The sequence below is a fragment of the Sulfitobacter sabulilitoris genome (assembly GCF_005887615.1).
GTDB classification, from domain to species: Bacteria; Pseudomonadota; Alphaproteobacteria; order Rhodobacterales; family Rhodobacteraceae; genus Sulfitobacter_E; species Sulfitobacter_E sabulilitoris.
Genome location: NZ_VANS01000001.1, coordinates 693,566 through 717,877, shown reverse-complemented (window position 1 = coordinate 717,877; position 24,312 = coordinate 693,566). Strand labels below are relative to the sequence as shown.

Genomic DNA, 24,312 nt, shown 5'->3' with positions numbered 1-24,312 from the left:
ATCAAGATGTCGTTTATCAATTCCCGATTTGACAACACCGGCGGGTCCGGCCACCGAAACACCGCGCGCACGCGGATCCTTGTTCTGTGTCAGTCGCGCGGCCTGAGCCACCGGATCGTTCATGTGCTCGAGGCCGAACCGGACGTTTCGGTAACAAGCCGCTCCAGCACGCTCGCCGCCCGGATCCACGATCTGGCCGATTTCGATTTCTGCGTGTTCGAGACCGATCCCCAATCGCCGCGCGACCTCGCCGCCCTCAGCGGGCTCGATATCGCGGAACGCGACACGACGCGGTTCCTCGCGCTCGTGCCGGACCTGCCGTCGCCCGACGACATCCGCGTCTGGCGGCAGGTGGGCGTCGACGAGGTCCTGCCGATCTCCGCGCTGATCTCAGGCGGTGAGACGGATGGCGAGGGCCAGGGCACCCGCGCGCCGATGGCGGCCCCGGCCCGCCCCGCGGTGTCCGTGACGCCCGCGCCCCCCAAGGCAGCGGCCGGCGGCCTTGATGCGCTGGGAGAGGATCAGCAGGCGCCGGCAGCGCAATTCATACGCCACGCCACGCTGGCAAACCGCGCCGCGCCCGCCGCCCGCACCGCGCAGCCATCCCCGATGGCGGACCCGGCCGCGGGCGAGGCAGATGACATCTGGCAGGACGAAGACGTGCCCGCCCTTCGGATCGTGCGCCGCGCGGCCGCCGACACCGCGACCGGGCAGCATCGCGACGCGGCGCCCCAGCCGACGACCGCCCGAACGGCGGAGCCGCGCGCCGTGCCGCCCGCGATGCCCGCACCGCAGGCCGGGGAGCCGACGCCGGAGCCGCTGCTGCGCGCGCGCACGCCGATCGCGAACGGCCCCGCGCCGGACCGGGCCGCCGCACCGGTCGGGGACGACACGCCGCAATACGCGCCTGCCGCGGGCGCGACCCCTGCCGCACCGGCAGCGCCACAACAGCCCAAGCCCGAAATGGCCGCGCCTTTTTTGACGGATGCGGGCAGCGACGGCGCGACCGGGCGGATCGTGGCCGTGATGCGCGCGCGCGGCGGCGCCGGCGCCTCCACACTGGCGGTCAACCTGGCCGCACAACTGGCCGTGCCGGCCAAGGGCGCCACCGTGGCCCCGCGCGTGGCGCTGATCGATCTGGATATCCAGAACGGCAATGTCGGGTCCTTTTGCGATGTGCCCGACTGTACCGCATTCGCCGATCTGATCCGGACGCAATCGCACCCCGACGGGGAATTCCTGGACCGCGCGATGGTCGATCATTCCGGCGGCTTCGCCATTTTGCCCGCGCCGGATGTATTCGCCCCGCTGACCGCGCTTTCGCCCGACACGGTCTCGGCGCTGCTGGATGAATTGCGGACCCGGTATGACCAGATCATCATCGACCTGCCCCAGGCGATCATGGACTGGATGGAACCGGTGATGGCGCGCGCGTCGCGCGCGCTGGTGGTGACCGATACTTCCGTGCCTTCGGTGCGCGCCACGAAACGCCTGATCGATCTGATCACCGAAGACCACATGACCCTTCCGATCGACATCATCGTGAACCGCGAAAAGCGGCCGTTTTCACCCTCGGCGGCGCATAAGGAGGCGGTGCGGGTGTTGGGCCGCCAGCTGTCGCACTGGATCCCGTCGGATCCGCGCGCGGCGCGCAAATCCATCGACCTGGGCCAGCCGCTGCTGGTCAGCGCGCGCCGATCCGGCATGTGCAAAGCGATCAAGAACCTGGCGGGCACCCTGCCCCGCGCCACGGCCCGCACCAAGACAGACAGATAAAGGACCACCCCAGATCATGTTCAAGAGTTTTCACAGTTCCAAGCCCGTCTCCGCCCCTGCCGCTGGATCGAACGTGGTATCGTTGATGCCAGCCGACCAGCAGCCCCACGACGCCGCGCAGGGCCATTTCGACGTGACCAGCGCTCCGGCCCCGGTGGCCGCCCGCCCGATGGCCGGCCCGACGCCTGACGCAGCGCGCCAAGACGGCGATCAGAATCTGGCGCTCAAGGCCGAGCTGCACGAAAAACTGCTGGACCAATTGAACCTTGCCGTCGTGGACAAGGTGCAGAAATCGGAATTGCGCCGCGAAATCGCGTCGCTCGCCGCGACCCACATGCAGGATGTTGGCCACGTCATACCGCGGCACGATTTCAACCGCATCGTGGATGAGCTCATGGACGAGGTTCTGGGTCTCGGGCCGTTGGAGCCGCTGCTGGCCGACGCCTCGATCTCGGACATTCTGGTGAACTCCTTCGAAAAGGTCTACGTCGAGCGGGGCGGATTGCTGGAGCGGACGACCGTGCGGTTTCGCGACGAACGCCACCTGTTGCGGATCATCGACAAGATCGTCAGCCGCGTAGGCCGCCGCATCGACGAATCCCAACCCTGGGTCGATGCCAGGCTGGAGGATGGCAGCCGCGTCAACGCGATCATCCGGCCCTGCGCCATCGACGGGCCCAGCCTGTCGATCCGGAAGTTCTCCAAAAAGCCGCTGAAAATGGAAAAGCTGGTCGAATTCGGCGCCCTGTCGCCGCAGGCGGGCAAGTTTCTGAACGCGGTGGTCCACGCGCGCCTGAATGCGCTGATTTCCGGCGGCACGGGGTCGGGCAAGACCACAATGCTGAACGCGATGTCGGGCTTCATCGATCCGCGTCACCGGATGGTCACGATCGAGGACGCGGCGGAGTTGCAGTTGCAACAAGATCACGTCGTGCGCCTTGAGACGCGCCCGGCCAATGCCGAAGGCACCGGTCGGATCACCCAGCACGACCTGGTGGTCAACGCGCTGCGGATGCGTCCCGACCGCATCGTGGTGGGAGAGGTGCGCGGATCGGAAGCCTTTGACATGCTGCAGGCGATGAACACCGGCCACGACGGGTCGATGACCACGATCCACGCCAACACCGCGCGCGACGCCATTGGCCGGTTGGAACAGATGGTGTCGATGATCGGTTCGGATTTCCCGATGTCCGCGATCCGCGCGCAGGTGTCGGCGGGCATTCAGATCGTGGTACAGTTGAACCGGTTGGCCGATGGCAGCCGCAAGGTGATGAGCATTTCCGAAATCGTCGGTCTCGAAGGCGAGACGGTGATGATGCAGGATATCTTCACCTTCAAGAAGACGGGTGTGGATGAAAACGGCAACGTGATCGGCGTCATGGCGCCGACGGGCATCCGCCCGAAATGCTATGAGCAGATCCGCGCATCGGGGTTCGATCTTGCTGCGGACTGCTTTCAGGCGACGGGCGGGTGATCGCCATGGACACGACGCTGTCGCAAGATCTTGACGGGATGTTCTGGCTGGCGGTCGCGGGCTGCTGCGTGCTGGCGCTCTTGGCGCTGACGCTGGTCCTGTCGCCGCGCAACCGGGAAGACCGCCAACGGATCGCGCGGATGCAAGCGCTGGGCAGCGCCGAGCCGTCGGCGGACAAGGCCAAACTGCAGGAACTGGTGCACCGCAGGCAATCGCATCACTGGAGCGACCGCATCCCTTATGTCGGCGGGCTGAACACGCGGCTGATGCAGGCCGGGCTCTACCTGTCGCCCACGATGGTGTTGCTGGGCTGCGCGGTGCTGACGCTGGTGCTTGCGGCCCCGGCGCTGGTGCTGGCCGGGCTGCCGGGTCTGGCGGGGGCCGTGGCGATGGGGTTCGGCCTGCCGCTGATGATCATCGATGCGCGGCGCAAGAAACGGGTGGAGACCTTTGCCAATCAATTGCCCGATGCGCTGGACCTGATGCAGCGCGGACTGCGCGTGGGGCACCCTGTCAGCGTCACCATCGGGTCGGTGGGCAAGACGATGCCGGACCCGATCGGCCAGGAATTCCGCATGCTGTCCGATCAGATCACAGCGGGCGACTATCTGACCGACGCCTTCAACGATCTGGCCAACCGGATGAAACAGGAAGACATGGATTACCTGTCGGTGTCGATTTCGATCCAGCATGGCACGGGCGGCAATCTGGCCGACATGCTGGGGGTGCTGTCCAAGGTGATCCGCGACCGCATCATGATGCGCCGGCGGGTGAAGGCGATTTCATCCGAAGGGCGGATTTCGGCGTTGCTTCTGTCGGCGCTGCCGGTGGGGATCTACGTGACCACGTCGTTCACGGCGCCGGATTACTACGGCGGGGTCAGCGATGATCCGTTGTTTCGACCGATCGCCGTGATCATCGTTCTGCTGGTGGTGGGAAACGCGCTGGCGCTGCGCAAGCTTGTCAATTTCAAGATCTGAGGACCGGATGAGTGATATGTTCGACAAATTCGGCTTTGTGATAGAGGCGGCCCAGGCCGACATGCTCTACTACGCCATCGCCTTTTCGCTGCTGATGATCACGTTGGGGGTCTTTGGGCTGGTCACGATGAAGGACCGCGCTGCGGCCCGTATCCGGGCGTTGTCCGCGGGAACCGGGTCGGTCTCCGCCACTGCCCGGTCCGGTGGTGGCAGCAATCTGCAGATCACCAAGGCGCAGGGGGTGCGGCCCACGGGGTGGATGAAATCTCTCGTTCCAAGCAACCAAGAGCAGCTCCTCGAGACGCAATACCAGCTTGGCTCGATCGGGTTCGAGGGCGTGAACGCGGTGCGCGACTTCTTCCTGGTGCGATTGGCGCTGATGGGCGCGGTGCCGATGCTGATGGGACTGTGGGTGGTTCTGGCGGGGCTGGACGCGCTTCCGCAGGTGCTTTCGGACCGGCTTGATACGATCTCGCTTTTGGGCCGGTTTCAAATCTGCGCCGTTGGGGCGGCGGTCGGGTTCTATGGCCCTGCGTATTGGCTGAAATCGCGCGTGTCGAACCGGCGCGACAAAATCCGTCAGGGGTTTCCCAACGCGCTGGACCTGTTGCAGATATCGGTCGAATCCGGGCTTGGCTTTGACGCCGCGCTGGCGCGTGTCGGCACCGAGATCGGCCGCGTCTCGCCCGAGATCGCGTATGAAATGCTGCTGGTCCAGCACGAGATTCAGGCCGGGCGCGACCGCAATCAGGCGATGGAGGACATGGCGCGCCGCATGGGTATCCCCGAGGCGGTGTCTTTCGTCACCGTGGTCGCGCAATCGCTGCAATTCGGCACCAGCCTGACGACGGCATTGCGGGTCTATGCCAAGGAAATGCGCGAAAACCGCGAGCTGGCGGCGCAGGAAAAGGCCAACAAGTTGCCGGTGCATATGTCGGCGGTGATGTCGATGATGATGCTGCCCGCGCTGTTCCTGATCACGCTGACGCCGATCATCATCCGCTACATGGCGATCTTCTAGCGCTTCCCGGCGCCGCCTGATCGTTCTCCTGCAAAGGAAACGGACCGGACGTCTCAAAAATTCCGCAGCGCGGGCCGGCTATCCCAGCGCGTATCCGGCACCGCGCACGGTGCGCAGCGGGTCCGATCCGCCGTATTGGGTCAAGGCCTTGCGCAGCCGTCCGATATGCACATCCACGGTACGGGTATCGACATAGATGTCGCGGCCCCAGACCAGGTCCAGCAGTTGATCGCGCGAAAACACGCGGCCCGGCTTTTCCATGAAGGTCGACAGCAGCCGGAACTCCGTCGGTCCCAGCTTCAGCTCGTGCTCGCCGCGGTTGACCCGGTGGCTGGTCGCGTCGAGCACGATATCCTGGTATTCCAGACGCTCGCCCGCCGCCGCCGGACGCACGCGGCGCAACTGGCCGCGCACCCGCGCCATCAGTTCGATCACCGAATAGGGTTTGACCACATAGTCGTCCGCCCCGGTCTCGAGACCGCGCACGCGGTCCACGTCCTCGGATCGCGCCGACAGCATGATGACGGGGATGTCGCGCGTCTCGCTCCGGATCTTCAGCCGGCGGCAGACCTCTATCCCGCTGAGCTTGGGCATCATCCAGTCCAGCACGATGATGTCGGGGGCGACCTCCTCGACCAGCAGCAGCGCTTCCTCGCCGTCCACCGCGCGGCTCACCGCGAAGCCTTCCGCTTCCAGGTTGTAGGCCAGCACCTCGCGCTGCGCGGGCTCGTCCTCGACCACCAGAACGCGCGGTTGATCGGCTGGCATGATGCGCGCTCCTTCAGGCTTTGACAGAGGTCTTGTCGGCCTTGGGCCTGGCATCCTCGGGGTGCATCCCGGTCACCAGGTACACCACCTGTTCGGCGATCGAGGTGACGTGATCGCCCATCCGCTCAACGTTCTTTGCGATGAAATGCAGGTGCATGCAGGCGGTGATGTTGCGCGGATCCTCCATCATGAAGGTCAGAAATTCACGGAACAGCGCATTGTACATCTGGTCCACATCCGTGTCGCGGTTGATTACGTCAAGCGCCAGTTCCGCGTCGCGCTGGATATAGGCGTCAAGCGCATCCTTCAGCATCTTCTCGACCTCGCGCGCCATGCGGCGCAGGGCGCCCGCGCTGTCGCTGACCGGCGCCATCTGGGCCAGAACGCCGGTGCGCTTGGCCATGTTCTTCGCATAGTCGCCGATCCGCTCGAGGTTGGCGCTGATCTTGATGACGCTCAGGATCAGGCGCAGGTCGCGGGCGGTGGGCGCGCGCAGGGCGATGACGCGGGCGGCTTCCTCGTTGATCAACTCTTCGAGGTCGTCGATCACCCGGTCGCCGCGGCGCACCTGATCGGCCAGTTCCTCGTCGCGCGTATCCAGCGACTTGGCGCCATTTCGGATCGCGTCTTCGACAAGGCCGCCCATTTTCATGATCTGCGCCTGGATCGCCTCGAGGTCACGGTCAAAGGCGGAAGCAATATGTTGGTCCTGCATGGGTCTTATCCTATCCGGCCGGTGATGTAGCTTTCGGTGCGGGGGTCTTCGGGGTTGGTGAATATATGGCCCGTCTCGCCGTATTCGACGAGGTGCCCAAGGTGGAAAAACGCGGTCTTCTGGCTGACGCGCGCGGCCTGCTGCATCGAATGGGTGACGATCACGACCGAATAGTTCTGCCGCAACTCGTCGATCAGTTCCTCGACCTGCGCAGTGGCGATCGGGTCGAGCGCCGAGCATGGTTCGTCCATCAGCAGGACCTCGGGTTCGGTGGCCACGGCGCGCGCGATGCACAGGCGCTGCTGTTGCCCCCCCGACAGGCCGGTGCCGGGCGCGCTCAGGCGGTCTTTGACCTCGTCCCAGATGGCGGCGCGGCGCAGGGCGCGCTCCACGATGTCATCCAGGTCGGATTTGCCGCGCGACAGCCCGTGGATGCGCGGGCCGTAGGCCACGTTGTCATAGATCGACTTCGGGAAGGGGTTGGGTTTCTGGAACACCATCCCCACCTTGGCGCGCAACTGCACCGGATCGACCTCGCGGTCATAGATGTCCTCGCCATCGATCAGGATGTCGCCCTCGACGCGGCAGATGTCGATGGTGTCGTTCATCCGGTTGATGCAGCGCAGAAAGGTCGACTTGCCACAGCCCGACGGCCCGATGAAGGCGGTCACGGTCTTGTCCTCTATGTCGACGCTGACGTCCTTGATGGCGTGGTTGTCGCCGTAATAGACCTGCACGTTGCGGGCCGCGATCTTGATGTTCTGGGCGTCCACGGCTCTCTCCGATAGTCTCATGTCATTCATTGCGGTCTACCCCTTTTACCAGCGGCGTTCAAAGCGGCGGCGCAGAAGTACCGCGATGGTGTTCATCGTGACCAGAAACACCAGCAGGATGATGATGCCGCCCCAGGCGCGTTCATAGAACGCGGGATCGGCGCGTTTCGCCCATTCATAGATCTGCGCGGGCATGGCCGAGTTCGGATCCAGCAGGCCCGAGGCGATGCTGTCGGGCGGGTTCGAGGCGATGAAGCCCACCATCCCGATGAGCAGCAGCGGCGCGGTTTCGCCAAGCGCCTGCGCCAGCCCGATGATCGTGCCGGTCAGGATGCCCGGCGCGGCCAGCGGCAGCACATGATGGAACACCGACTGCATCTTGGATGCGCCGACCCCGAGCGCCGCGTCGCGAATCGACGGCGGCACCGATTTCAGCGAGGCCCGGGTCGAGATGATGATCGTCGGCAGCGTCATCAGCGTCAGGACCAGACCGCCGACCAGCGGGGCCGAATTGGGCAGGTGCATGTAGTTGATGAACACCGCAAGGCCGAGGATGCCGAACACGATCGACGGCACGGCGGCGAGGTTCGAGATATTGACTTCGATGACGTCGGTGATCCAGTTTTTCGGTGCGAATTCCTCAAGGTAGATGGAGGCCGCAACCCCGATCGGCAGGGCCAGTGTCAGCACCACCAGCATCATGAAGAACGACCCCACCATGCTGACGCCCATGCCGGCCGCCTCTGGCCGCGCGTCTGAGGCATCGGAACCGGTGATGAAGTCGAGGTTGAAGCGTTTTTCCAGACTGCCCTCGGCGATCAGTTTGTCCACGAAATCAAGCTGTTCCACGCTGATGTTCTTGTCTTGCGCGATGCTGTCGCGGCTTACGCGGCCTTTCATGTAGCCATCGACGCGGCTGGAGGCGAGAAATTCGAACGCGACCGTCCGGTCCAGCACGGAAGGGTCGGCCAGCACGAAGTCGCGCAATTGCGCCGGGGCGCTGTCGGACAGGATGCCGGCCATCTTCTTAGGGTCGAGATCGCTGTCGAGCCCGCCGGTCGCGGCGATCTTGGCCTCGAAGGCCTGCGCCAGCAGCGGCTTGTATCCGAAGGTCGAGACCTTCTTCATCTCTTCGGGGTCGCGGTTGCCCTTCTTGTCGAGCGTGTCGGCGGGCAATGCGACCTCGAGCGTGATGAAAGTCTGGGTGAAGGCGCCGGTCCCGCGCCCCACGATGGTGACCAGCAGGATCGCCAGCATCACGAGGCCCACGGCAATGGCGGCGATGCCATAGGCCTTGAACCGGGTTTCGGCGGCATTGCGTCTGCGGGTGCGGGCGTCTTGCTGCAACAGCGACGATTTCGGCGCGGCCGCCGGGGCGGCGGCGTTGGTCATATCGGTCATTCGTACTGCTCCCGGTAGGTTCGCACGATATAAAGCGCCAGCACATTCAGCCCCAGCGTCAGAACAAAGAGCGTGAGGCCAAGCGCGAAGGCCACCAGCGTTTCGGGGCTGGCAAAATCCGTGTCACCGGTCAGCTGGCTGACGATGCGGGTGGTGATGGTGGTCATCGCCTCGAGCGGATTGGCCGATATCTTGGCGATGGCGCCCGCGCCCAGCACCACGATCATGGTCTCGCCGATGGCGCGGCTGGCGGCCAGCAGCACGGCGCCCACGATACCGGGCAGCGCGGCGGGCAGCACCACCTGGCGGATCGTCTCGGAATGGGTGGCGCCCAGGCCGAACGACCCGTCGCGCAGGCTTTGCGGCACCGCGTTGATGATGTCGTCCGACAGCGACGACACGAAGGGGATCAGCATGATCCCCATCACCAGACCCGCGGTCAGCACCGATGTGGCGCCGGTCATCCAGGTCAGTCCCAAGAGCCCCTCTTCGCCGCGGCCGAAAAGCGTCACCAGCGCCGGACCCACGGTCAGCAGCGCGAACAGGCCATAGACGATGGTCGGGATCCCGGCGAGAATTTCCAGCAGCGGCTTGGCCACCGACCGCAGGCGCGGACCGGCATATTCCGACAGGTAGATCGCGGCAAAGAGGCCGATCGGCACCGCCACCACAAGGGCGATGAACGCGATGTAGAGCGTGCCCCACAGAAGCGGCAGGATCGACAATTCGCTATTGCCGCGAAAGTTCGGCGCCCATGTGGTGCCCAGGAAGAAGTCCTGCCAGGGGTGCAGGGAAAAGAAGTTGACCGTCTCGAACAGCATCGACAGCACGATGCCAACGGTGGTCAGGATCGCCAGCGACGCGGCAAGGATCAAAAGCCACAGCACGCCGCGTTCCACCGCGTTGCGGGCGCGAAAACCGGCGCGCGCGCTGCGCAGGGCGATCGCCATCCCCGCCAGCGCCAGCGACAAGACCACCGCCACCATGACCCAGGACCACAGCCGGCTGAGACTGCGGTATTCCTGCGCGGCAGCAAGGATTTCAGGGTCCACGTCAGAGCCGAGCGCCACCCCGACATTGCCCAGCACCGCGCGGATGTCGGTGCCTGTCGCGACGATATCGGCGGCCTCGTCCGCGCTCAGCGCGCCGGCGGCGACGGCCACGTCCAGCCCTTCGGCCAGGCGGCGCACATCGCTCATCACCAGGTTGATCGACGATCCTTCGGCGATGGCGCGTTGCGGGATCAGGTCAAGCACGGCGTTCTGCACCAGCGCCGGTTGCGCCAGCAGCCAGATGACCAGAACGCCGAGCGCCGGCACGGCGATCATCATCGCGGCGTTGTAGCCATAGTAGTTCGGCAGGGAATGCAGCCGCCGCGCATCGCCGCCCGCCGAGGCCATCGCACGGGCCCGCGCGAGCACGAAGCCTGCCGCCGCGAGGACGATCACCGCCAGCACGACCAAGCCGGTCGGGCCGAGGCCGAAGACCCCACTGGATTGCGCTGCGTTCATCTCATGCTCCGAATGGTCTGTGTCGCAGGTCGTATACAGCCTGTCGTCCGGGAATGAAAACGGGGAGCCGTGACATGCCTCCCCGTTTTCCGTTTTCTGTCGCGGTCGGCGGGATCAGGCGCCGCCGCCGATCACCGTTTCGTCGGCGACGATGTCCTGGGTGTCGGCCAGCGCCGGGTCCGCGACCAGGCCGTAGTCCGACAGCGGGCCGTCGGGGCCAGCGATCTCGTCGGCGACAAAGAATTCCGCAAAGTCCTTGAGCCCGGGGATGACGCCGATGTGGGCCTTCTTGATGTAGAAGTACAGCGGACGCGACACCGGGTATTCGCCGGTCGAAATCGTCTCGGTCGAGGGGACGACGCCACCCATCGTAGACACCTTGAGCTTGTCGGTGTTGTTTTCGTAGAAGGCGAGGCCAAAGACGCCGACGCCGTTGGTGTTGCTTTCGATGCGCGCCAGCGTTTCGGTGTAATCGCCGTCGATGTCCACCGCCAGACCGTCGGTGCGCACCGCCATGCAGGCGCCTTCGGCCGCGTCTTCATCCATGCCCATGTCCAGCATCGCCTGCATCGCGCCGCTGTCCTCGCAGCCTTGCAGGATCACCTTTTCCTCGAACACTTCACGGGTGCCGTGCTTGGTGCCGGGGATGAAGGCCATGATCGGCGCATCGGGCAGCGCGCTGTCGATTTGGCTCCAGTTGGTGTTGGGGTTGGCGATCATTGTGCCGTCCACTGGCATCTCGGCGGCCATCGCCATGTACCACTGCGCGGGTTCGAAGGCGGTGAAGGCCGGGCCGCCCTGCTGGCTGGCGAACACGATGCCGTCATAGCCGATGCGCACTTCGATGATGTCGGTCACGCCGTTTTCGGCGCAGGCCTTGATTTCATTTTCGCGAATCGCGCGCGAGGCGTTGGCGATGTCGATCGTGTTCTCGCCCACACCTTCGCAAAAGCGCTTGAGACCGGCCGAGGAGCCACCCGATTCCACGACCGGTGTCGGGAAGTCGAAGTTTTCGCCGAAGGCTTCGGCGACGATGGACGCGTAGGGCAGCACGGTGGAGGACCCGGCGATCTGGACCTGGTCGCGGGCGGCCGCGGCGGTTGCGGATACGGCGGCCATGGCCAGCGCGGAGGCTGCGAATTTTGTGAAAGACATGGTGTCTCCTGCTTGGATCAGAATCATTCGTGATCACCCCATGATGATCTTGGACCCGTCCTAGGGACGTCCGGCAATGCTTTTGTGACAGTTGTGTAACGGTTTTATGACACCCTGTCCCGGGGGGGCGGGCTGGCGCCGATTTCGAGGCCGGATCGGGGGTCTGCCCCGACCCCGGAGGTGGTCTGCCCCGACCCCGGAGGTGGTCTGCCCCGACCCCGGAGGTGGTCTGCCCCGACCCCGGAGGTCTTTGACGCAAAAAGATACGTCACGGGGCCGCGCGGCGGGGCGGTGGCCCGTCGCCGGCGGATCACGATGCCGTCTGGTCCGGGCCGGGGTCCGTCGGCAGCACGACGGTGAACCGCGCGCCCTGCCCCGGTTCGCTCTGGACATGCAGGCGCCCGCGGTGGCGGTTAACGATATGCTTGACGATGGCCAGCCCCAGACCGGTGCCGCCAAGCGCGCGGCTGCGGTGGCTGTCGGCGCGGTAGAACCGTTCGGTCAGGCGCGGCAGGTGCACGGCGTCGATGCCGGGGCCGTAGTCGATCACATGCACCCGCACGCCGGGCGCGCGCAGGGCCGGATCGCGGTCGGTGCGGACCAGATCCAGGGTGACGCGCCCGCCTGAGCCACCGTATTTGATCGCGTTTTCGATCAGGTTGGTGAAGACCTGCATCACCTGGTCCGCGTCTCCGGTCATCCAGACGGGGGGGGTGCCCAGATCGGCGTCCAGCGTCACCTTCGCCTCTTGCGCCAGGGGAGCCAGCGTGCGCAGCACCGCCGTCAGCGTCTCGATCAGGTCGATGCGGGTGCGCGGGCGAACGCGCTCGTCGTCCTCCACCCGGCTGAGCGACAGAAGATCGCCCACCAGCCGGTTCATGCGCCCGGCCTCGCCCTCCATGATGTCGAGAAACCGGTCGCGGGCGGCGGCGTCGTTGCGGGCGGGTCCGCGCAGGGTTTCGATGAATCCCATCAGCGCGGTCAGCGGGGTGCGCAGTTCGTGGCTGACATTGGCGACGAAATCGCGGCGCATCTGGCCTGCCTGTTCCTCGCGGGTGATATCGGAAAAGCACACCAGCACCAGGCGCATCTGCGGCACGGCGCGGCAGGTCACGCGAAAGGCCGTGTCCTGCGCGCCGTCGTTGCCAAGATAGGGCGCCTCGCGCCGGGTTCCGTCACGCAGCACACCCTCGATCGCGTCGATCAGCGCGGGCTGGCGCAGCATGGTCACAAAGTGCCGCCCCTCGATCGCCTGCCCCAGCAGCCTGCGGGCCTGCCGGTTGGGCGCGACGATCCGTTCTGCCCCGTCGATGGCAAGCGCGGCCAGCGGCATCGCGGCGATCAGATCGCTGAGAGCCGCCGGCGTCATCGGGTCAGGCGTCCATCGCCGCCGCGACGGCCGTGGTGAACACATCGCACAGCGTCACCGGGTCTTCCAGACCGACCGAGATGCGGAAGAAGCCTTCGCTCATGCCCAGGGCTTCGCGGGCGTCCGCCGTCATGCCCCGGTGGGAGGAGGACGCGGGATGCGAGATCGTCGTGCCCACGTCGCCCAGTGTGGGGGCAAAGCTGAGGCCCTCGGCCCCGCGGGTGAAGGCATTGGCCGCCGTACGCCCGCCGTCCAGTTCGAAGCTGACCATGTTGCAGAACTGCCCGTCGAGCAACTCTGCCGCGCGGGCGTGATCGGGATGATCGGCGCGCGCGGGATAGAGCACGCGCCTGACGCCCTTGAGACCCGCAAGGTGATCGGCCAGCCGGGCGGCTGTCGCCTGTGCGCGGTCGAACCGCAGATCGAAGCTGAGCATGCCACGTTCGGCCAGCCAGCAGTCAAAGGGGCTGGGCGTCATGCCGGAGGTCACGGCGAAGACACGCAGCCGGTCATTCAACGCCGCATCCGCCGCGGCGACCCAGCCCAGCATCACGTCGGAATGGCCCGCCAACAGCTTGGTCAGCGAGTGGATGACGATGTCGGCGCCCTGTTCGAAAGGTTTGAAGGCACGCGGGGTGGTAAAGGTGTTGTCCACCACCAGCAGCACGCCCGCCTCGCGCGCCAAGGCCGCCAGCCCGGCGATGTCGGCCACCGCCAGCGTCGGGTTCGATACCACCTCGACAAGGATCATCCTGGTTTCGGGGCGGATGGCGGCGCGCACGGCCGTCACATCGCCGGGGTTCACCAGCGTGGTGGCGATGCCCAGGCGCGGCAGGTCCTCGTTCATCATGCGCAGCGAGCGGCCATAAAGCTGGTTGCCGCCGATCACGTGGTCGCCCGACCGCATCAACCCCAGCAGCACCGCCGACACCGCCGCCATTCCGCTGGCGGTCACGACGCCGGGGTGCGGGGCGTGCTCCATCCGGTCAAGCCGGCGGCCGACGACGTCGGCATTGGGGTGGCCTTCGCGCGAATAGGTATAGCCGTGCAGCTTGCCTTCGTATTGCGCGTCCAGCATGTCGGGCGTGTCGGAGGCATAGACCACCGACGGGCTGAGCGGGGTGACGACCGGACGGCTGGCGCTGGCGGGCAGCGCATCGGGACGGACAAGCGAGGCTTTTTCGTTCTTCATTATCGGGCTTTCATTTCTGTCATTTCGTCGCGGAACCGACGCATGTTGTCTTGGTAGCTCTTGGCGCTGGCGGTCAGCATCTGGATCGCCTTGGCGTCCAGCTCGCGCACCACCTTGCCGGGGGCCCCCATCACGAGGCTGCCATCCGGGATCACCTTGCCTTCGGTGATGAGGGCGCCCGCGCCGATCAGGCAGTTCTTGCCGATCTTCGCGCCGTTGAGGATGGTGGCGCCCATGCCGATCAGGGTGTTGTTGCCGATCGCGCAGCCGTGCAGCATGACCTTGTGTCCGATGGTGCAATGCTCGCCGATCGTCAGGGGATGACCCATGTCGGTGTGCAGCACGCAGTTTTCCTGAACGTTGCTGCCGGCGCCGACGCGGATCAGTTCGTTATCGCCGCGCAGGGTGGCGCCGAACCAGACCGACGCCCCCGCATCCAGAACCACTGCGCCGATCAGGTTGGCATCGGGCGCGACCCAGGTGTCGGCATGCAGGGCGGGGGTTTTGGTGCCAAGGGTATACAGGGTCATGTCAGGTCCTCGAATTCGGTTTGCAGGGCGCGCACGTGGTCGGTCAGCCCCGGTTGCTGGCTGCGGCGCAGCCGGGTGGCGGTGACGATGGTTTTCAGCCGTGCCTCGGTCTGGTCCAGATCGTCGTTGATCAGCACGAAATCATAGCCGCCCCAGTGGCTGATCTCGTCCCAGGATTTCTCCATCCGGCGCCGGATCGTCTCGGGATCGTCCTGGCCGCGCCTTTCCAGCCGCGCGCGCAGTTCCGCGATCGAGGGCGGCAGCAGAAAGATCGACAGCGTGTGCGCACCCAGCGACGAATTGGTGATCTGCTGCGCGCCCTGCCAGTCGATATCGAACAGGACGTCACGGCCCGCGTCGATGGCGGCCTGGACCGGGCCGCGCGGGCTGCCGTAGAAATTGCCGAAGACATGCGCATGTTCGAGCATCTCGCCATCGGCCACCATGCTCTTGAACTCCGCCTCGGAGGTGAAGTGGTATTCGCGGCCATCCACCTCGCCCGGGCGCGGTGCGCGGGTGGTGGCGGACACGGAAAAGGCGATCTCGGGATCCCAGTCGCGCAGGCGCCGCGCCAGCGTCGATTTGCCCGCCCCCGAAGGCGAGCTGAGGATGATCAGAAGGCCGCGCCGTCTTGCTGTTGTCACCGGGGATCACTCCACATTCTGAACTTGCTCGCGCATCTGGTCGATGACGGCCTTGAGCGCGAGCCCGGTGCCGGTCAGCGCGCTGCTTTGCGCCTTGGAGCACAGGGTGTTTGCCTCGCGGTTGAATTCCTGCATCAGGAAGTCGAGCTTGCGCCCCACCGGGCCGCCCTGCCCCAGCAGGTCGCGCGCGGCCCCGACATGCGACCGCAGGCGGTCGATCTCCTCGGTGACGTCGGCCTTGACCGCGATCAGCGCGAGTTCCTGCGCCACGCGGCCCTCGTCGGCTCCCTCGGCGTTCTCCATCACCCGTGCCAGGTTGCGGCGCAGCGCCTGCGCCATGTCGGCGCGGCGGTCCTCTGCCTGGGCGGCGGCGGTGGTGGTCAGGGTCTCGATATCGGTCAACTGCGCGGCCAGCACATCCTGCAGGGCCGCGCCCTCGGCTTGGCGCATGTCGTTGAACGCCTCGACCAGCGATGCGAATTCGGCATGCAGGACCTTGGCCAGCGCGGTGGTGTCGTCCTGGGTCGTGGTCTGCTCCAGCACGCCGCGCAGGGCGATGATGTGGGACGCGGTCGAGGGGGCGAGCGACACGCCCTTGTCCATCGCCTGGGCCTCGATCTCGGCCAGGGCATTCAACACCGCATTGAGCTGCCCCGCGTTCACGCGCTGCGCGCCTCCGGTGTCTTCGCGCGTGATCCGCAACGACAGGGTGACATTGCCGCGCGCCACGACCTTGACCAATTGCGCGCGCAGACCGGTTTCCAGCCCGTCGATCCAGTCGGGCACCCGCAGGCGCAGATCCAGGCCCTTGCCGTTCACCGCGCGCAATTCCCAGCTCCAGCTATGGGGGGGCAGCGCGCCCGTGGCCGAGGCAAAGCCGGTCATGGATCGGATCATGTGGGACATCCTTTCAGGTCGGTGCGCGGGGTCGAAATACGGCTGGACGCATGTTGTCCCTGCCTTATGCCCGATTGACCGTCCGGGGCAAGCCCGACACCGGCCAATCTGCAACCAAATCCCGCGAGGCGACGACCGTGAGGCGCAGGCCCCGCGTCCGCCGGGAATTAACCAGAATTAAAGATGTTGGACGACGGCGCGGTGCGATCTGTTAATATCCTGGCAACCAGGAATGAAGGATTGCGGTCAGTCGGGGGGCGGCACCGGTTGCGCCACGCGGTATGCCGCCGCGCGGATCACACCCCCCGTGCCCTCGATTGTTGGGATGCCCGAGGTGGAGACAATGGACTTTAACGAAACGACGACGCAGAATGTCGTGAGCATGATGGATTTTCAGTCGGATAACGGGTTTTCAGCCCTCTCCCAGGTCGAGGCCTATTGGGATGCCCTGCGTGGCGGCGATGTGATGCCCAAGCGCTCCGACGTCGATCCGCGGGGGATCGAACGGGCGCTGGAGTATGCCTTCATCGTCGAGCGGATCGCGCCGGGTATCGCGCGCCTGCGCATCGCCGGCAGCCATCTGAGCGATCTGATGGGCATGGAAGTGCGCGGCATGCCGTTGTCGTCGATGTTCGTGCCCGCCTGCCGCCGCCAGATCGCGGATCTGTTGACCGAGGTCTTCGAGCGGCCCGCCAGTGCCACGCTGCGGTTGAGCGGTCCGGGCGCGGTCGGCAAACCCGCGCGCGCGGCGCAGATGGTGCTCTTGCCGATGAAAAGCGATCTGGGCGATGTCAGCCGCATCCTGGGCTGCGTGGTCGCGCTGGGCGAGCCGGGCGCGGTGCCCTGCCGCTTCGACATGGTGCAGGCATCGGTCCGGGCACTGACGTCGCCGGACGCTGGTGCCGGCCCGGTGTCTTTTGCCGAGGCGGATGACCCGGCAGAAGAAACACCGCCCCCCTCCACCGGATTTTCCGAACCGCGCGCGATCTTCGAGCCCGGTGGGCGCCGAACGCTGCCGCCGTACCTGCGGCTGGTCAAATCCGACGACTGACCCCGCGGCCCGGCGCATCCGGACCTGCCGAGAGTACGAAAAACGCCGCGCGGTCGAAACCACGCGGCGTTTTCATGACGTCCCGGGCCGTCTGGCTCAGCTCGCGGCCTGTGAGCGGGTCGCCGCGCGACGCGAGGACAGTTCCTCGGCCACCAGAAAGGCCAGCTCCAGCGACTGGCTGGCATTCAGGCGCGGATCGCAGGCGGTGTGATACCGGTCGCTGAGATCCTCGTCGCTGACCGCACGCACGCCGCCGGTGCATTCGGTCACATCCTGCCCGGTCATTTCGAAATGCACTCCGCCCGGCACGGTGCCTTCGGCGGCATGGACGCCAAAGAACTCGTGCACTTCGCGCAGGACCGAATCGAACGGCCGGGTCTTGTAGCCGGTGGACGACTTGATCGTGTTGCCGTGCATCGCGTCGCAGACCCATGTCACGTTTGCGCCCTCCTCCCGCACGGTCTTGATCAGGCGCGGCAGGTGATCGCCCACCGATCCCGCGCCGAAGCGGTTGATCAGCGTCAGGCGCCCCGGCTCGTTTTCGGGGTTGAGCGTCGCCATCAGCGACTTGAGGTCGTCGCCGGTCATCGAGGGGCCGCATTTCAGGCCGATGGGGTTCTGCACGCCGCGCGCGAATTCGACATGCGCGCCATCGGGCTGACGGGTGCGATCGCCGATCCAGATCATGTGACCGGAGCCTGCCAGCCATTTGCCGGTGGTGCTGTCCACACGGGTCAGCGCCTCTTCGTATTCGAGCAGCAGGGATTCGTGGCTGGTATAGAATTCGACCGATTGCAGCGTGTGCGCGGTTTCCGACGTGACCCCGGCGGCGGACATGAAATCCAGCGTGTCGGTGATGCGGTTGGCGATCTCGCGGTAGCGTTCGGCCTTTTCGCCCTCGGTAAAGCCGAGCGTCCAGGCGTGGACCTGGTGGACATCGGCGTAGCCGCCCGTGGAGAAGGCCCGGATGAGGTTCAGCGTGGCGGCGGCCTGGGTATAGGCGCGCAGCATCTTGGCGGGATCGGGGATCCGCGCCTGGGGCGTGAATTCAAGCTCGTTGATGATGTCGCCGCGGTAGCTGGGCAGCTCGACACCCCCGACGACCTCGGTCGGGGCCGAGCGCGGTTTGGCGAATTGTCCGGCCATGCGGCCCACCTTGATCACCGGCACCTTGGCGCCATGCGTCAGCACGATCGCCATCTGCAGCATGATCTTGAAGGTGTCGCGAATGGCGTCCGAGCTGAACTGCTCGAAGCTTTCGGCGCAATCGCCGCCCTGCAGCAAGAACGCCTCGCCGCGGCCGGCGGCGGCCAGGTGCCGTTTCAGACGGCGCGCTTCACCGGCGAAGACCAGGAGCGGAAATTTCGACAACTGTGCCTCGACCGCGTGCAACGCGTCCTGATCGGGATACTCGGGCATCTGGATCCGGGGCTTGCTGCGCCAGCTTGATTTTGTCCAATCGCTCATGGTGTGTCTCCGGTCGTTGGGCCAGTCCACCCGGAATAGGCGAAGCTGCGGTTCCTTCTATACAAAAGCTGCACAGGCGTGACCATATCCGATTTGCGACCACTTGACGTCGCTTGACGAGCGTGACCAAGGTCCGGCAAGCCCTTGTGCGACGCTGCGCGAGGGTTGGTAATACCTTACGAAGGGACCCGCGATGGCAGACCCGCGTCCAGCCTCCCGAACGCCGACCGCTGCGGACAAGCCGAAGCGGTTCGTATTTGTACTGCTCGAAGATTTCACCATGCTGTGCTTCGCGGCGGCGCTGGAGAGCCTGCGCATCGCCAACCGCATGGCGGGCCGCGAGCTTTATCAATGGCGGCTGGTCGGCGAAGGCGGCGATTTCGTGCGCTGTTCGGCGGGCACGGTATTCAAGCTGGATGGCGATCTGGATGAATTGTCGCGCGATGATGTCGTGATGCTTTGCGGCGGCATCGACGTGCAGGCGGCGACCACCAAGCGGCTGTTGGGCTGGTTGCGCCGCGAGGCCCGCAAGGGGCTTGTGGTGGGCGGATTGTGCACCGCGGCCTATTCGCTGGCCAAGGCCGGGCTGCTGGACGGCAAGAAGGCGACGATCCACTGGGAGAACCAGGACAGCTTTGCCGAGGAATTCGAGGATGTGAACCTCACGAAGTCGGTCTTCGTGGTCGACGGCAACCGCATCACCACGGCGGGGGGGACATCGTCGATCGACCTGATGCTCAAGCTGATTGCCGATCAGCAGGGCGAGGATCTGGCCAATGCGGTGGCCGACCAGCTGATCTATTCGTCGATCCGCACCGATCAGGACACCCAGCGGCTGAGCGTGCCGACGCGGATCGGTGTCCGGCATCCCAAGCTGAGCCAGGTCATCCAGATGATGGAAAGCCACATCGAGGAGCCGATCAGCCCGTCGATCCTGGCCAAGGACGTCGGCATGAGCACCCGGCAGCTCGAGCGGCTGTTCCGGCGGTATCTCAACCGCAGCCCGAAGCGCTATTACATGGAACTGCGGCTGCAAAAGGCGCGCAACCTGCTGATGCAGACCGACATGAGCGTGATAAACGTGGCGCTTGCCTGCGGTTTTGCCTCGCCCTCGCATTTCTCGAAGTGCTACCGGGCGCATTACGACACCACGCCCTACCGCGAGCGCGGCAGCCATGCCGCGCGGCTGTCGTTCTAAGCGCCCGGTCTTTGTGTGCGCCGCCTTCGGCGTCGCCTATGCCTCCGGCGGGAGTATTTCCGACCCCAAGAAGATCAGGGGGTGGCGAGACGGTATATCGTGCCGTTGCCCACTGAAATGAACCAGATGCTGCCGTCGGGCGCCTGCTGGATGTCGCGCACGCGGGCGGTTTCGGGCGAGGCGATCTGCTCGACCTCGCGGGCGCTGTCGCCGCTGACCTCGATCCGCGAGATGTAGTTGAACTTGAGCGATCCCACGAAGAGGTCGCCGCGCCAGTCGGGGAACATCGCGCCGTCATAGACCAAAAGCCCCGAGGGCGCGATCGAGGGATCCCAGTACATCGCGGGTTGCGCCATGCCGGGTTTCGATGTGCCCTCGCCGATCCGGGCGCCGGAATAATGCCGCCCGAAAGAGATCACCGGCCAGCCGTAGTTGGTGCCGGGTGTGATGCGGTTGACCTCGTCGCCGCCCCGCGCGCCGTGTTCCGCCGTCCAGAGCGTGCCATCGGGTGCGAGGCCGGCGCCCTGTGGATTGCGGTGGCCATAGGACCAGATCTCGGGCCGGACGCCGGGTTGCCCGACGAAGGGGTTGTCGGCGGGCACCGCGCCGTCGCGGGTGACGCGCACGATCGATCCGTTGTGACGCGACAGGTCCTGGGCGGCGGGTCGGTCGCCACGATCCCCGATGGTGACGAACAGGGTGCCGTCGCGCGCCTCGACCACGCGGCTGCCGAAATGGCGTCCGCCGCTGGAGCCGGGAGACATCGCGAACAGCTCGGTCAGGGCGGTCAGGCGATCGCCATCGGGCGACAGGCGGGCCTTTGCCATGGCGGTGCCGCTGCCGCGCCCCTGGGGTTTGGCATAGGTGAGAAACACGGTGCGGGTGGTGGCGAAGTCGCGCGCGAGGGTCACATCGAGCAATCCGCCCTGCCCGATCGCGGCGACGTCCGGTGCGCCGGCGACCACCTGCGTGCGACCGTCGCGCCACAGCAGCAGGCGGCCGCCGCGTTCGGTGACGAGCGCGCCGCCGTCCGGCAGGTGCGCAAGCGCCCAGGGCGCGTCGAGGCCGGTGATCACGGGCGAGAGCGTGACCTCGCCCGCGCTTGTTTCGAGTGCGGCGGCCGGAGGGGCCAGGCCAAGACACGCCAGGGCGAGGGCCGCCAGGGTTCTGGGGATCAGGGTGGCTGTGGCTTGGGTCATCGCGGGCTCCTGCTGTCGTCATCCGTCTTTAAAAAGATAGGAGCGCGCCCGCCTGCGTCCAGTCACGAGCCGGTGTGTCCGCGCGGCGCAGGATTACGCTTTTCTTTTAAGATCATCACGCATAGGCTCCGCTCCGAACGTTAAGTTCCAACACGGGAGAGACCACATGAAGAAGATGCTTATGGCCACAACGGCCGCGGCACTGCTGGCCACGAACGCCTTTGCGGCGGGCCATGCAAAAGAAGTGAAACTGGGAATTCTGATCGGCTTCACCGGCCCGATTGAATCGCTGACCGGCCCGATGGCCGCCGGTGCAGAGCTGGCCATGAAGGAAGTCACCGACAGTGGAATGCTGTTGGATGGCGCCACTGTCACACCGATCCGCGCCGACACCGGTTGCATCGACAACGGCCTGAGCACGTCGAACGGCGAGCGTCTGATTGCCGAGGGCGTCAACGGCCTGATCGGTGGCGACTGTTCCGGCGTGACAGGGGCGATCCTGCAGAACGTGGCGATCCCCAACGGCATGGTGATGATTTCGCCCTCCGCCACATCGCCCGGCCTGACCACGGTCGAAGACAACGGGCTGTTCTTCCGTACGGCACCGTCGGATGCGCGCGAAGGCGAAGTGATGGCCGAAGTCCTGATGGACCGCGGCGTGAAATCCATCGCGCTGACCTATACCAACAACGACTACGGCAAGGGTCTGGCCGATGCGATCGAGAGCAACTTCAAGGCCGCGGGCGGCGAAGTGACGATCGTGGCCGCGCATGAGGACGGCAAGGCCGACTATTCCGCCGAGATGGGCGCGCTGGCCTCGGCCGGTGGCGATATCCTCGTGGTGGCGGGATACCTGGACCAGGGTGGCCTGGGCATCATCAACGCGGCGCTCGACACCGGCGCATTCGATACGTTCGGCCTGCCCGGCGGGATGATCGGCGACAGCCTGCCCGCCAATGTGGGCGCACCGCTGGATGGCTCCTATGGCCAGATCGCGGGCTCGGGCGGCGAAGGCATCGAAAAGCTGACGGCCATGGCCGGCGACGCGTTCGACGCGACATCGCCCTACACGCCCGAAAGCTATGACGCGGCGGCGCTGTTCATGCTGGCGATGCAGGCGGCAGGGTCGATGGACCCGGCGGAGTATGCGGGCAAGATCCTCGACGTGGCCAACGCGCCCGGCGAAAAGATCTATCCCGGCGAGCTGGCCAAGGCGCTTGAGCTGATCAAGGCCGGCACCGACATCGACTATGTCGGCGCATCGGCGGTCGAGCTGATCGGACCGGGCGAGAGCGCGGGCACCTACCGCCTGATCGAGGTCAAGGACGGCAAGAACGAGACCATCGGCTTCAAGTAAGCCCCTGGCCGCGTGACACAGAACAGCCCGGGGCGTGCTTATGCTTCGGGCTGTTTCAATAAAACCAAGCGCGAAAATCGCGTGCGACATGGCGCGGAACCAGCGCGCCCGACGGGGATACATCATATGATTGTCGTGGACGACATTCACAAACACTTCGGCGGCTTTCACGCCGTGGACGGTGCGACACTGCGCATCGAACAGGGGTCGATCACCGGGCTGATCGGGCCGAATGGCGCGGGAAAGACAACCCTTTTCAACGTGATCGCGGGCGTTCTTAAACCCACGTCCGGGCGGGTGACGATGGCAGGCGAGGATATCACCGGGCTGCCGCCGCATGACCTGTTCCACAAGGGGCTGCTGCGCACCTTTCAGATCGCGCATGAATTCTCGTCGATGACCTGCCGTGAGAACCTGATGATGGTGCCGGGCGACCAGGCGGGCGAGACGCTGTGGAACACGTGGTTCGGTCGCAGGCGCATCGCCGACCAGGAGCGCGCGCTGCGCGCCAAGGCCGACGAAGTGCTGGAGTTCCTGACGGTCGAGCATCTGGCCGATCACAAGGCCGGTCAGATATCCGGCGGGCAAAAGAAGCTGCTGGAACTGGGACGCACCATGATGGTGGACGCGCGGATCGTGTTCCTCGACGAGGTCGGCGCGGGGGTGAACCGGACGCTGCTCAACACGATCGGCGATGCGATCATCCGGCTGAACGAGGAGCGCGGGTATACCTTTGTGGTGATCGAGCACGACATGGATTTCATCGGACGCCTGTGCGACCCGGTGATCTGCATGGCGGAGGGCAAGGTGCTGGCCGAAGGGACGCTGGACGAGATCAAGGCCAACGAGCAGGTGATCGAGGCGTATCTGGGCACCGGGCTGAAGAACAAGGACAAGGTGGGCGCATGAGCGGGTGTCACGTCACCCGTGCGCGCGGCGCGAGGCCGGACCCGATTGGGGCGCTGCCCCAAACCCCGGAGTATTTGGAACCTAAAGAAATGGGACAGGCATGAGCAGCGATCCTTACGGCGACCGCGGCAACAAGGACGCGTCGATCACCAATCCGCATGGCCAGGGCACGGCCCGGCCGGTCAAGTCGCGCGGTCCGGCGCGCCCCGTGCCCGGTGGGCCCTTTCTGATCGGCGAGGCGATGACGGGCGGCTACGGCGCCGGTCCGGATATCTTGCATGACTGCACGATCGCCGTGGACCGCGGCGAGATCGCGGTCATCGTGGGCCCCAATGGCGCGGGCAAGTCGACGGCGATGAAGGCGGTCTTTGGCATGCTTGACGTGCGCCAAGGCCAGGTGCGGCTGGACGGCGAGGACATAACCGCGCTGAGCCCGCAGGACCGGGTGGCCAAGGGGATGGGCTTTGTGCCGCAGACCTCGAATATCTTCACGTCGCTCACGGTCGAGGAAAACCTCGAGATGGGGGCGTTCATCCGGCGCGACGATTTCCGCGATACGATGGCGCAGGTCTATGACCTGTTTCCGATCCTCAAGGACAAGCGGTTGCAGCCGGCGGGCGAATTGTCCGGCGGGCAGCGGCAGCAGGTGGCCGTCGGGCGCGCGTTGATGACGCAGCCCAAGGTGCTGATGCTGGACGAGCCCACCGCGGGCGTGAGCCCCATCGTGATGGACGAGCTGTTCGACCGCATCATCGAGGTGGCGCGCACCGGCATCCCCATTCTGATGGTCGAGCAGAACGCGCGCCAGGCGCTTGAGATCGCCGACAAGGGCTATGTCCTGGTGCAGGGGCGCAACGCTTATTCGGGCAGCGGCAAGGACCTGCTGGAAGACCCCGAAGTGCGCAAATCTTTCCTCGGGGGCTGA

At 65.7% G+C, this 24,312-nt stretch carries 22 protein-coding genes; 9 read left to right on the top strand and 13 right to left on the bottom strand.

Going from position 1 to position 24,312, the window contains the following annotated elements; genetic code table 11:
• The first annotated feature begins 6 nt into the window (after positions 1-6).
• Genes FDT80_RS03295 through FDT80_RS03280 form a run of 4 tightly spaced genes read left to right on the top strand, consistent with a single transcriptional unit; the run spans position 7 to position 5,251 of the window.
• The gene (locus FDT80_RS03295) at positions 7-1,776 is read left to right on the top strand and encodes a CpaE/TadZ family protein (RefSeq protein WP_138660800.1); all 1,770 of its coding nucleotides are present in this window, start codon (positions 7-9) and stop codon (positions 1,774-1,776) included.
• A 16-nt stretch (positions 1,777-1,792) separates the two neighbouring features.
• Positions 1,793-3,250 (top strand): TadA family conjugal transfer-associated ATPase, encoded by a 1,458-nt coding sequence (locus FDT80_RS03290; RefSeq protein WP_212733838.1) that lies wholly within the window; start codon positions 1,793-1,795, stop codon positions 3,248-3,250.
• A gap of 5 nt (positions 3,251-3,255) precedes the next feature.
• Positions 3,256-4,230 (top strand): type II secretion system F family protein, encoded by a 975-nt coding sequence (locus FDT80_RS03285; protein ID WP_138660799.1) that lies wholly within the window; start codon positions 3,256-3,258, stop codon positions 4,228-4,230.
• 16 nt (positions 4,231-4,246) lie between these two features.
• Complete coding sequence (locus FDT80_RS03280) at positions 4,247-5,251, top strand: type II secretion system F family protein (RefSeq protein WP_170311771.1); 1,005 nt, start codon at positions 4,247-4,249, stop codon at positions 5,249-5,251.
• Positions 5,252-5,329: 78 nt separating this feature from the next.
• Here FDT80_RS03280 and phoB read toward each other — a convergent pair whose 3' ends face one another.
• The 11 genes from phoB to FDT80_RS03225 form a co-directional block, all read right to left on the bottom strand.
• Complete coding sequence (phoB, locus tag FDT80_RS03275; protein ID WP_138660797.1) at positions 5,330-6,019, bottom strand: phosphate regulon transcriptional regulator PhoB; 690 nt, start codon at positions 6,017-6,019, stop codon at positions 5,330-5,332.
• 13 nt (positions 6,020-6,032) lie between these two features.
• Positions 6,033-6,734, bottom strand: a complete 702-nt coding sequence (gene phoU / locus FDT80_RS03270; RefSeq protein ID WP_138660796.1) for a phosphate signaling complex protein PhoU — start codon at positions 6,732-6,734, stop codon at positions 6,033-6,035.
• 5 nt (positions 6,735-6,739) lie between these two features.
• The gene (gene pstB, locus FDT80_RS03265) at positions 6,740-7,537 is read right to left on the bottom strand and encodes a phosphate ABC transporter ATP-binding protein PstB (protein ID WP_138660795.1); all 798 of its coding nucleotides are present in this window, start codon (positions 7,535-7,537) and stop codon (positions 6,740-6,742) included.
• A 15-nt stretch (positions 7,538-7,552) separates the two neighbouring features.
• Positions 7,553-8,908, bottom strand: coding sequence for a phosphate ABC transporter permease PstA (gene pstA / locus FDT80_RS03260; RefSeq protein ID WP_138660794.1), 1,356 nt, complete (start codon positions 8,906-8,908; stop codon positions 7,553-7,555).
• Positions 8,905-10,419 (bottom strand): phosphate ABC transporter permease subunit PstC, encoded by a 1,515-nt coding sequence (gene pstC / locus FDT80_RS03255; RefSeq protein ID WP_138660793.1) that lies wholly within the window; start codon positions 10,417-10,419, stop codon positions 8,905-8,907. The genes pstA and pstC overlap by 4 nt, the downstream gene beginning before the upstream one ends.
• Before the next feature lie 114 nt (positions 10,420-10,533).
• Positions 10,534-11,574: a substrate-binding domain-containing protein gene (locus FDT80_RS03250; RefSeq protein WP_138660792.1), complete on the bottom strand. Its 1,041-nt coding sequence runs from the start codon at positions 11,572-11,574 to the stop codon at positions 10,534-10,536.
• 310 nt (positions 11,575-11,884) lie between these two features.
• On the bottom strand, positions 11,885-12,943 hold the full coding sequence (locus FDT80_RS03245) for a sensor histidine kinase (RefSeq protein ID WP_138660791.1): 1,059 nt from the start codon (positions 12,941-12,943) through the stop codon (positions 11,885-11,887).
• A gap of 4 nt (positions 12,944-12,947) precedes the next feature.
• Positions 12,948-14,135, bottom strand: coding sequence for a trans-sulfuration enzyme family protein (locus tag FDT80_RS03240; protein WP_138660790.1), 1,188 nt, complete (start codon positions 14,133-14,135; stop codon positions 12,948-12,950).
• Positions 14,135-14,665, bottom strand: a complete 531-nt coding sequence (locus FDT80_RS03235) for a gamma carbonic anhydrase family protein (RefSeq protein ID WP_138660789.1) — start codon at positions 14,663-14,665, stop codon at positions 14,135-14,137. The genes FDT80_RS03240 and FDT80_RS03235 overlap by 1 nt, the downstream gene beginning before the upstream one ends.
• On the bottom strand, positions 14,662-15,309 hold the full coding sequence (gmk, locus tag FDT80_RS03230; protein ID WP_138660788.1) for a guanylate kinase: 648 nt from the start codon (positions 15,307-15,309) through the stop codon (positions 14,662-14,664). The genes FDT80_RS03235 and gmk overlap by 4 nt, the downstream gene beginning before the upstream one ends.
• Before the next feature lie 6 nt (positions 15,310-15,315).
• On the bottom strand, positions 15,316-16,206 hold the full coding sequence (locus tag FDT80_RS03225) for a YicC/YloC family endoribonuclease (RefSeq protein WP_138660787.1): 891 nt from the start codon (positions 16,204-16,206) through the stop codon (positions 15,316-15,318).
• 343 nt (positions 16,207-16,549) lie between these two features.
• Here FDT80_RS03225 and FDT80_RS03220 point away from each other — a divergent pair, with 343 nt between their 5' ends.
• Entirely contained in the window at positions 16,550-17,257 is a 708-nt protein-coding gene (locus tag FDT80_RS03220) for a PAS domain-containing protein (protein ID WP_138660786.1), read from the top strand.
• Between the two features lie 96 nt (positions 17,258-17,353).
• Here FDT80_RS03220 and FDT80_RS03215 read toward each other — a convergent pair whose 3' ends face one another.
• Positions 17,354-18,724, bottom strand: coding sequence for a class II 3-deoxy-7-phosphoheptulonate synthase (locus FDT80_RS03215; RefSeq protein WP_138660785.1), 1,371 nt, complete (start codon positions 18,722-18,724; stop codon positions 17,354-17,356).
• Positions 18,725-18,917: 193 nt separating this feature from the next.
• Between FDT80_RS03215 and FDT80_RS03210 the strand changes: the two genes are divergently transcribed.
• Positions 18,918-19,922, top strand: a complete 1,005-nt coding sequence (locus tag FDT80_RS03210) for a GlxA family transcriptional regulator (protein ID WP_138660784.1) — start codon at positions 18,918-18,920, stop codon at positions 19,920-19,922.
• 74 nt (positions 19,923-19,996) lie between these two features.
• Here the strand turns inward: FDT80_RS03210 and FDT80_RS03205 are convergent, their stop codons facing one another.
• Positions 19,997-21,121, bottom strand: coding sequence for a PQQ-dependent sugar dehydrogenase (locus FDT80_RS03205; RefSeq protein WP_138660783.1), 1,125 nt, complete (start codon positions 21,119-21,121; stop codon positions 19,997-19,999).
• Positions 21,122-21,287: 166 nt separating this feature from the next.
• On the opposite strand from FDT80_RS03205, the gene FDT80_RS03200 reads away from it, so the two are divergent.
• The 3 genes from FDT80_RS03200 to FDT80_RS03190 all read left to right on the top strand — a co-directional run bounded on the left by FDT80_RS03200 (position 21,288) and on the right by FDT80_RS03190 (position 24,312).
• Complete coding sequence (locus FDT80_RS03200) at positions 21,288-22,478, top strand: ABC transporter substrate-binding protein (protein ID WP_138660782.1); 1,191 nt, start codon at positions 21,288-21,290, stop codon at positions 22,476-22,478.
• Between the two features lie 126 nt (positions 22,479-22,604).
• Positions 22,605-23,387: an ABC transporter ATP-binding protein gene (locus tag FDT80_RS03195; RefSeq protein ID WP_138660781.1), complete on the top strand. Its 783-nt coding sequence runs from the start codon at positions 22,605-22,607 to the stop codon at positions 23,385-23,387.
• Positions 23,388-23,487: 100 nt separating this feature from the next.
• Positions 23,488-24,312: an ABC transporter ATP-binding protein gene (locus FDT80_RS03190; protein WP_138660780.1), complete on the top strand. Its 825-nt coding sequence runs from the start codon at positions 23,488-23,490 to the stop codon at positions 24,310-24,312.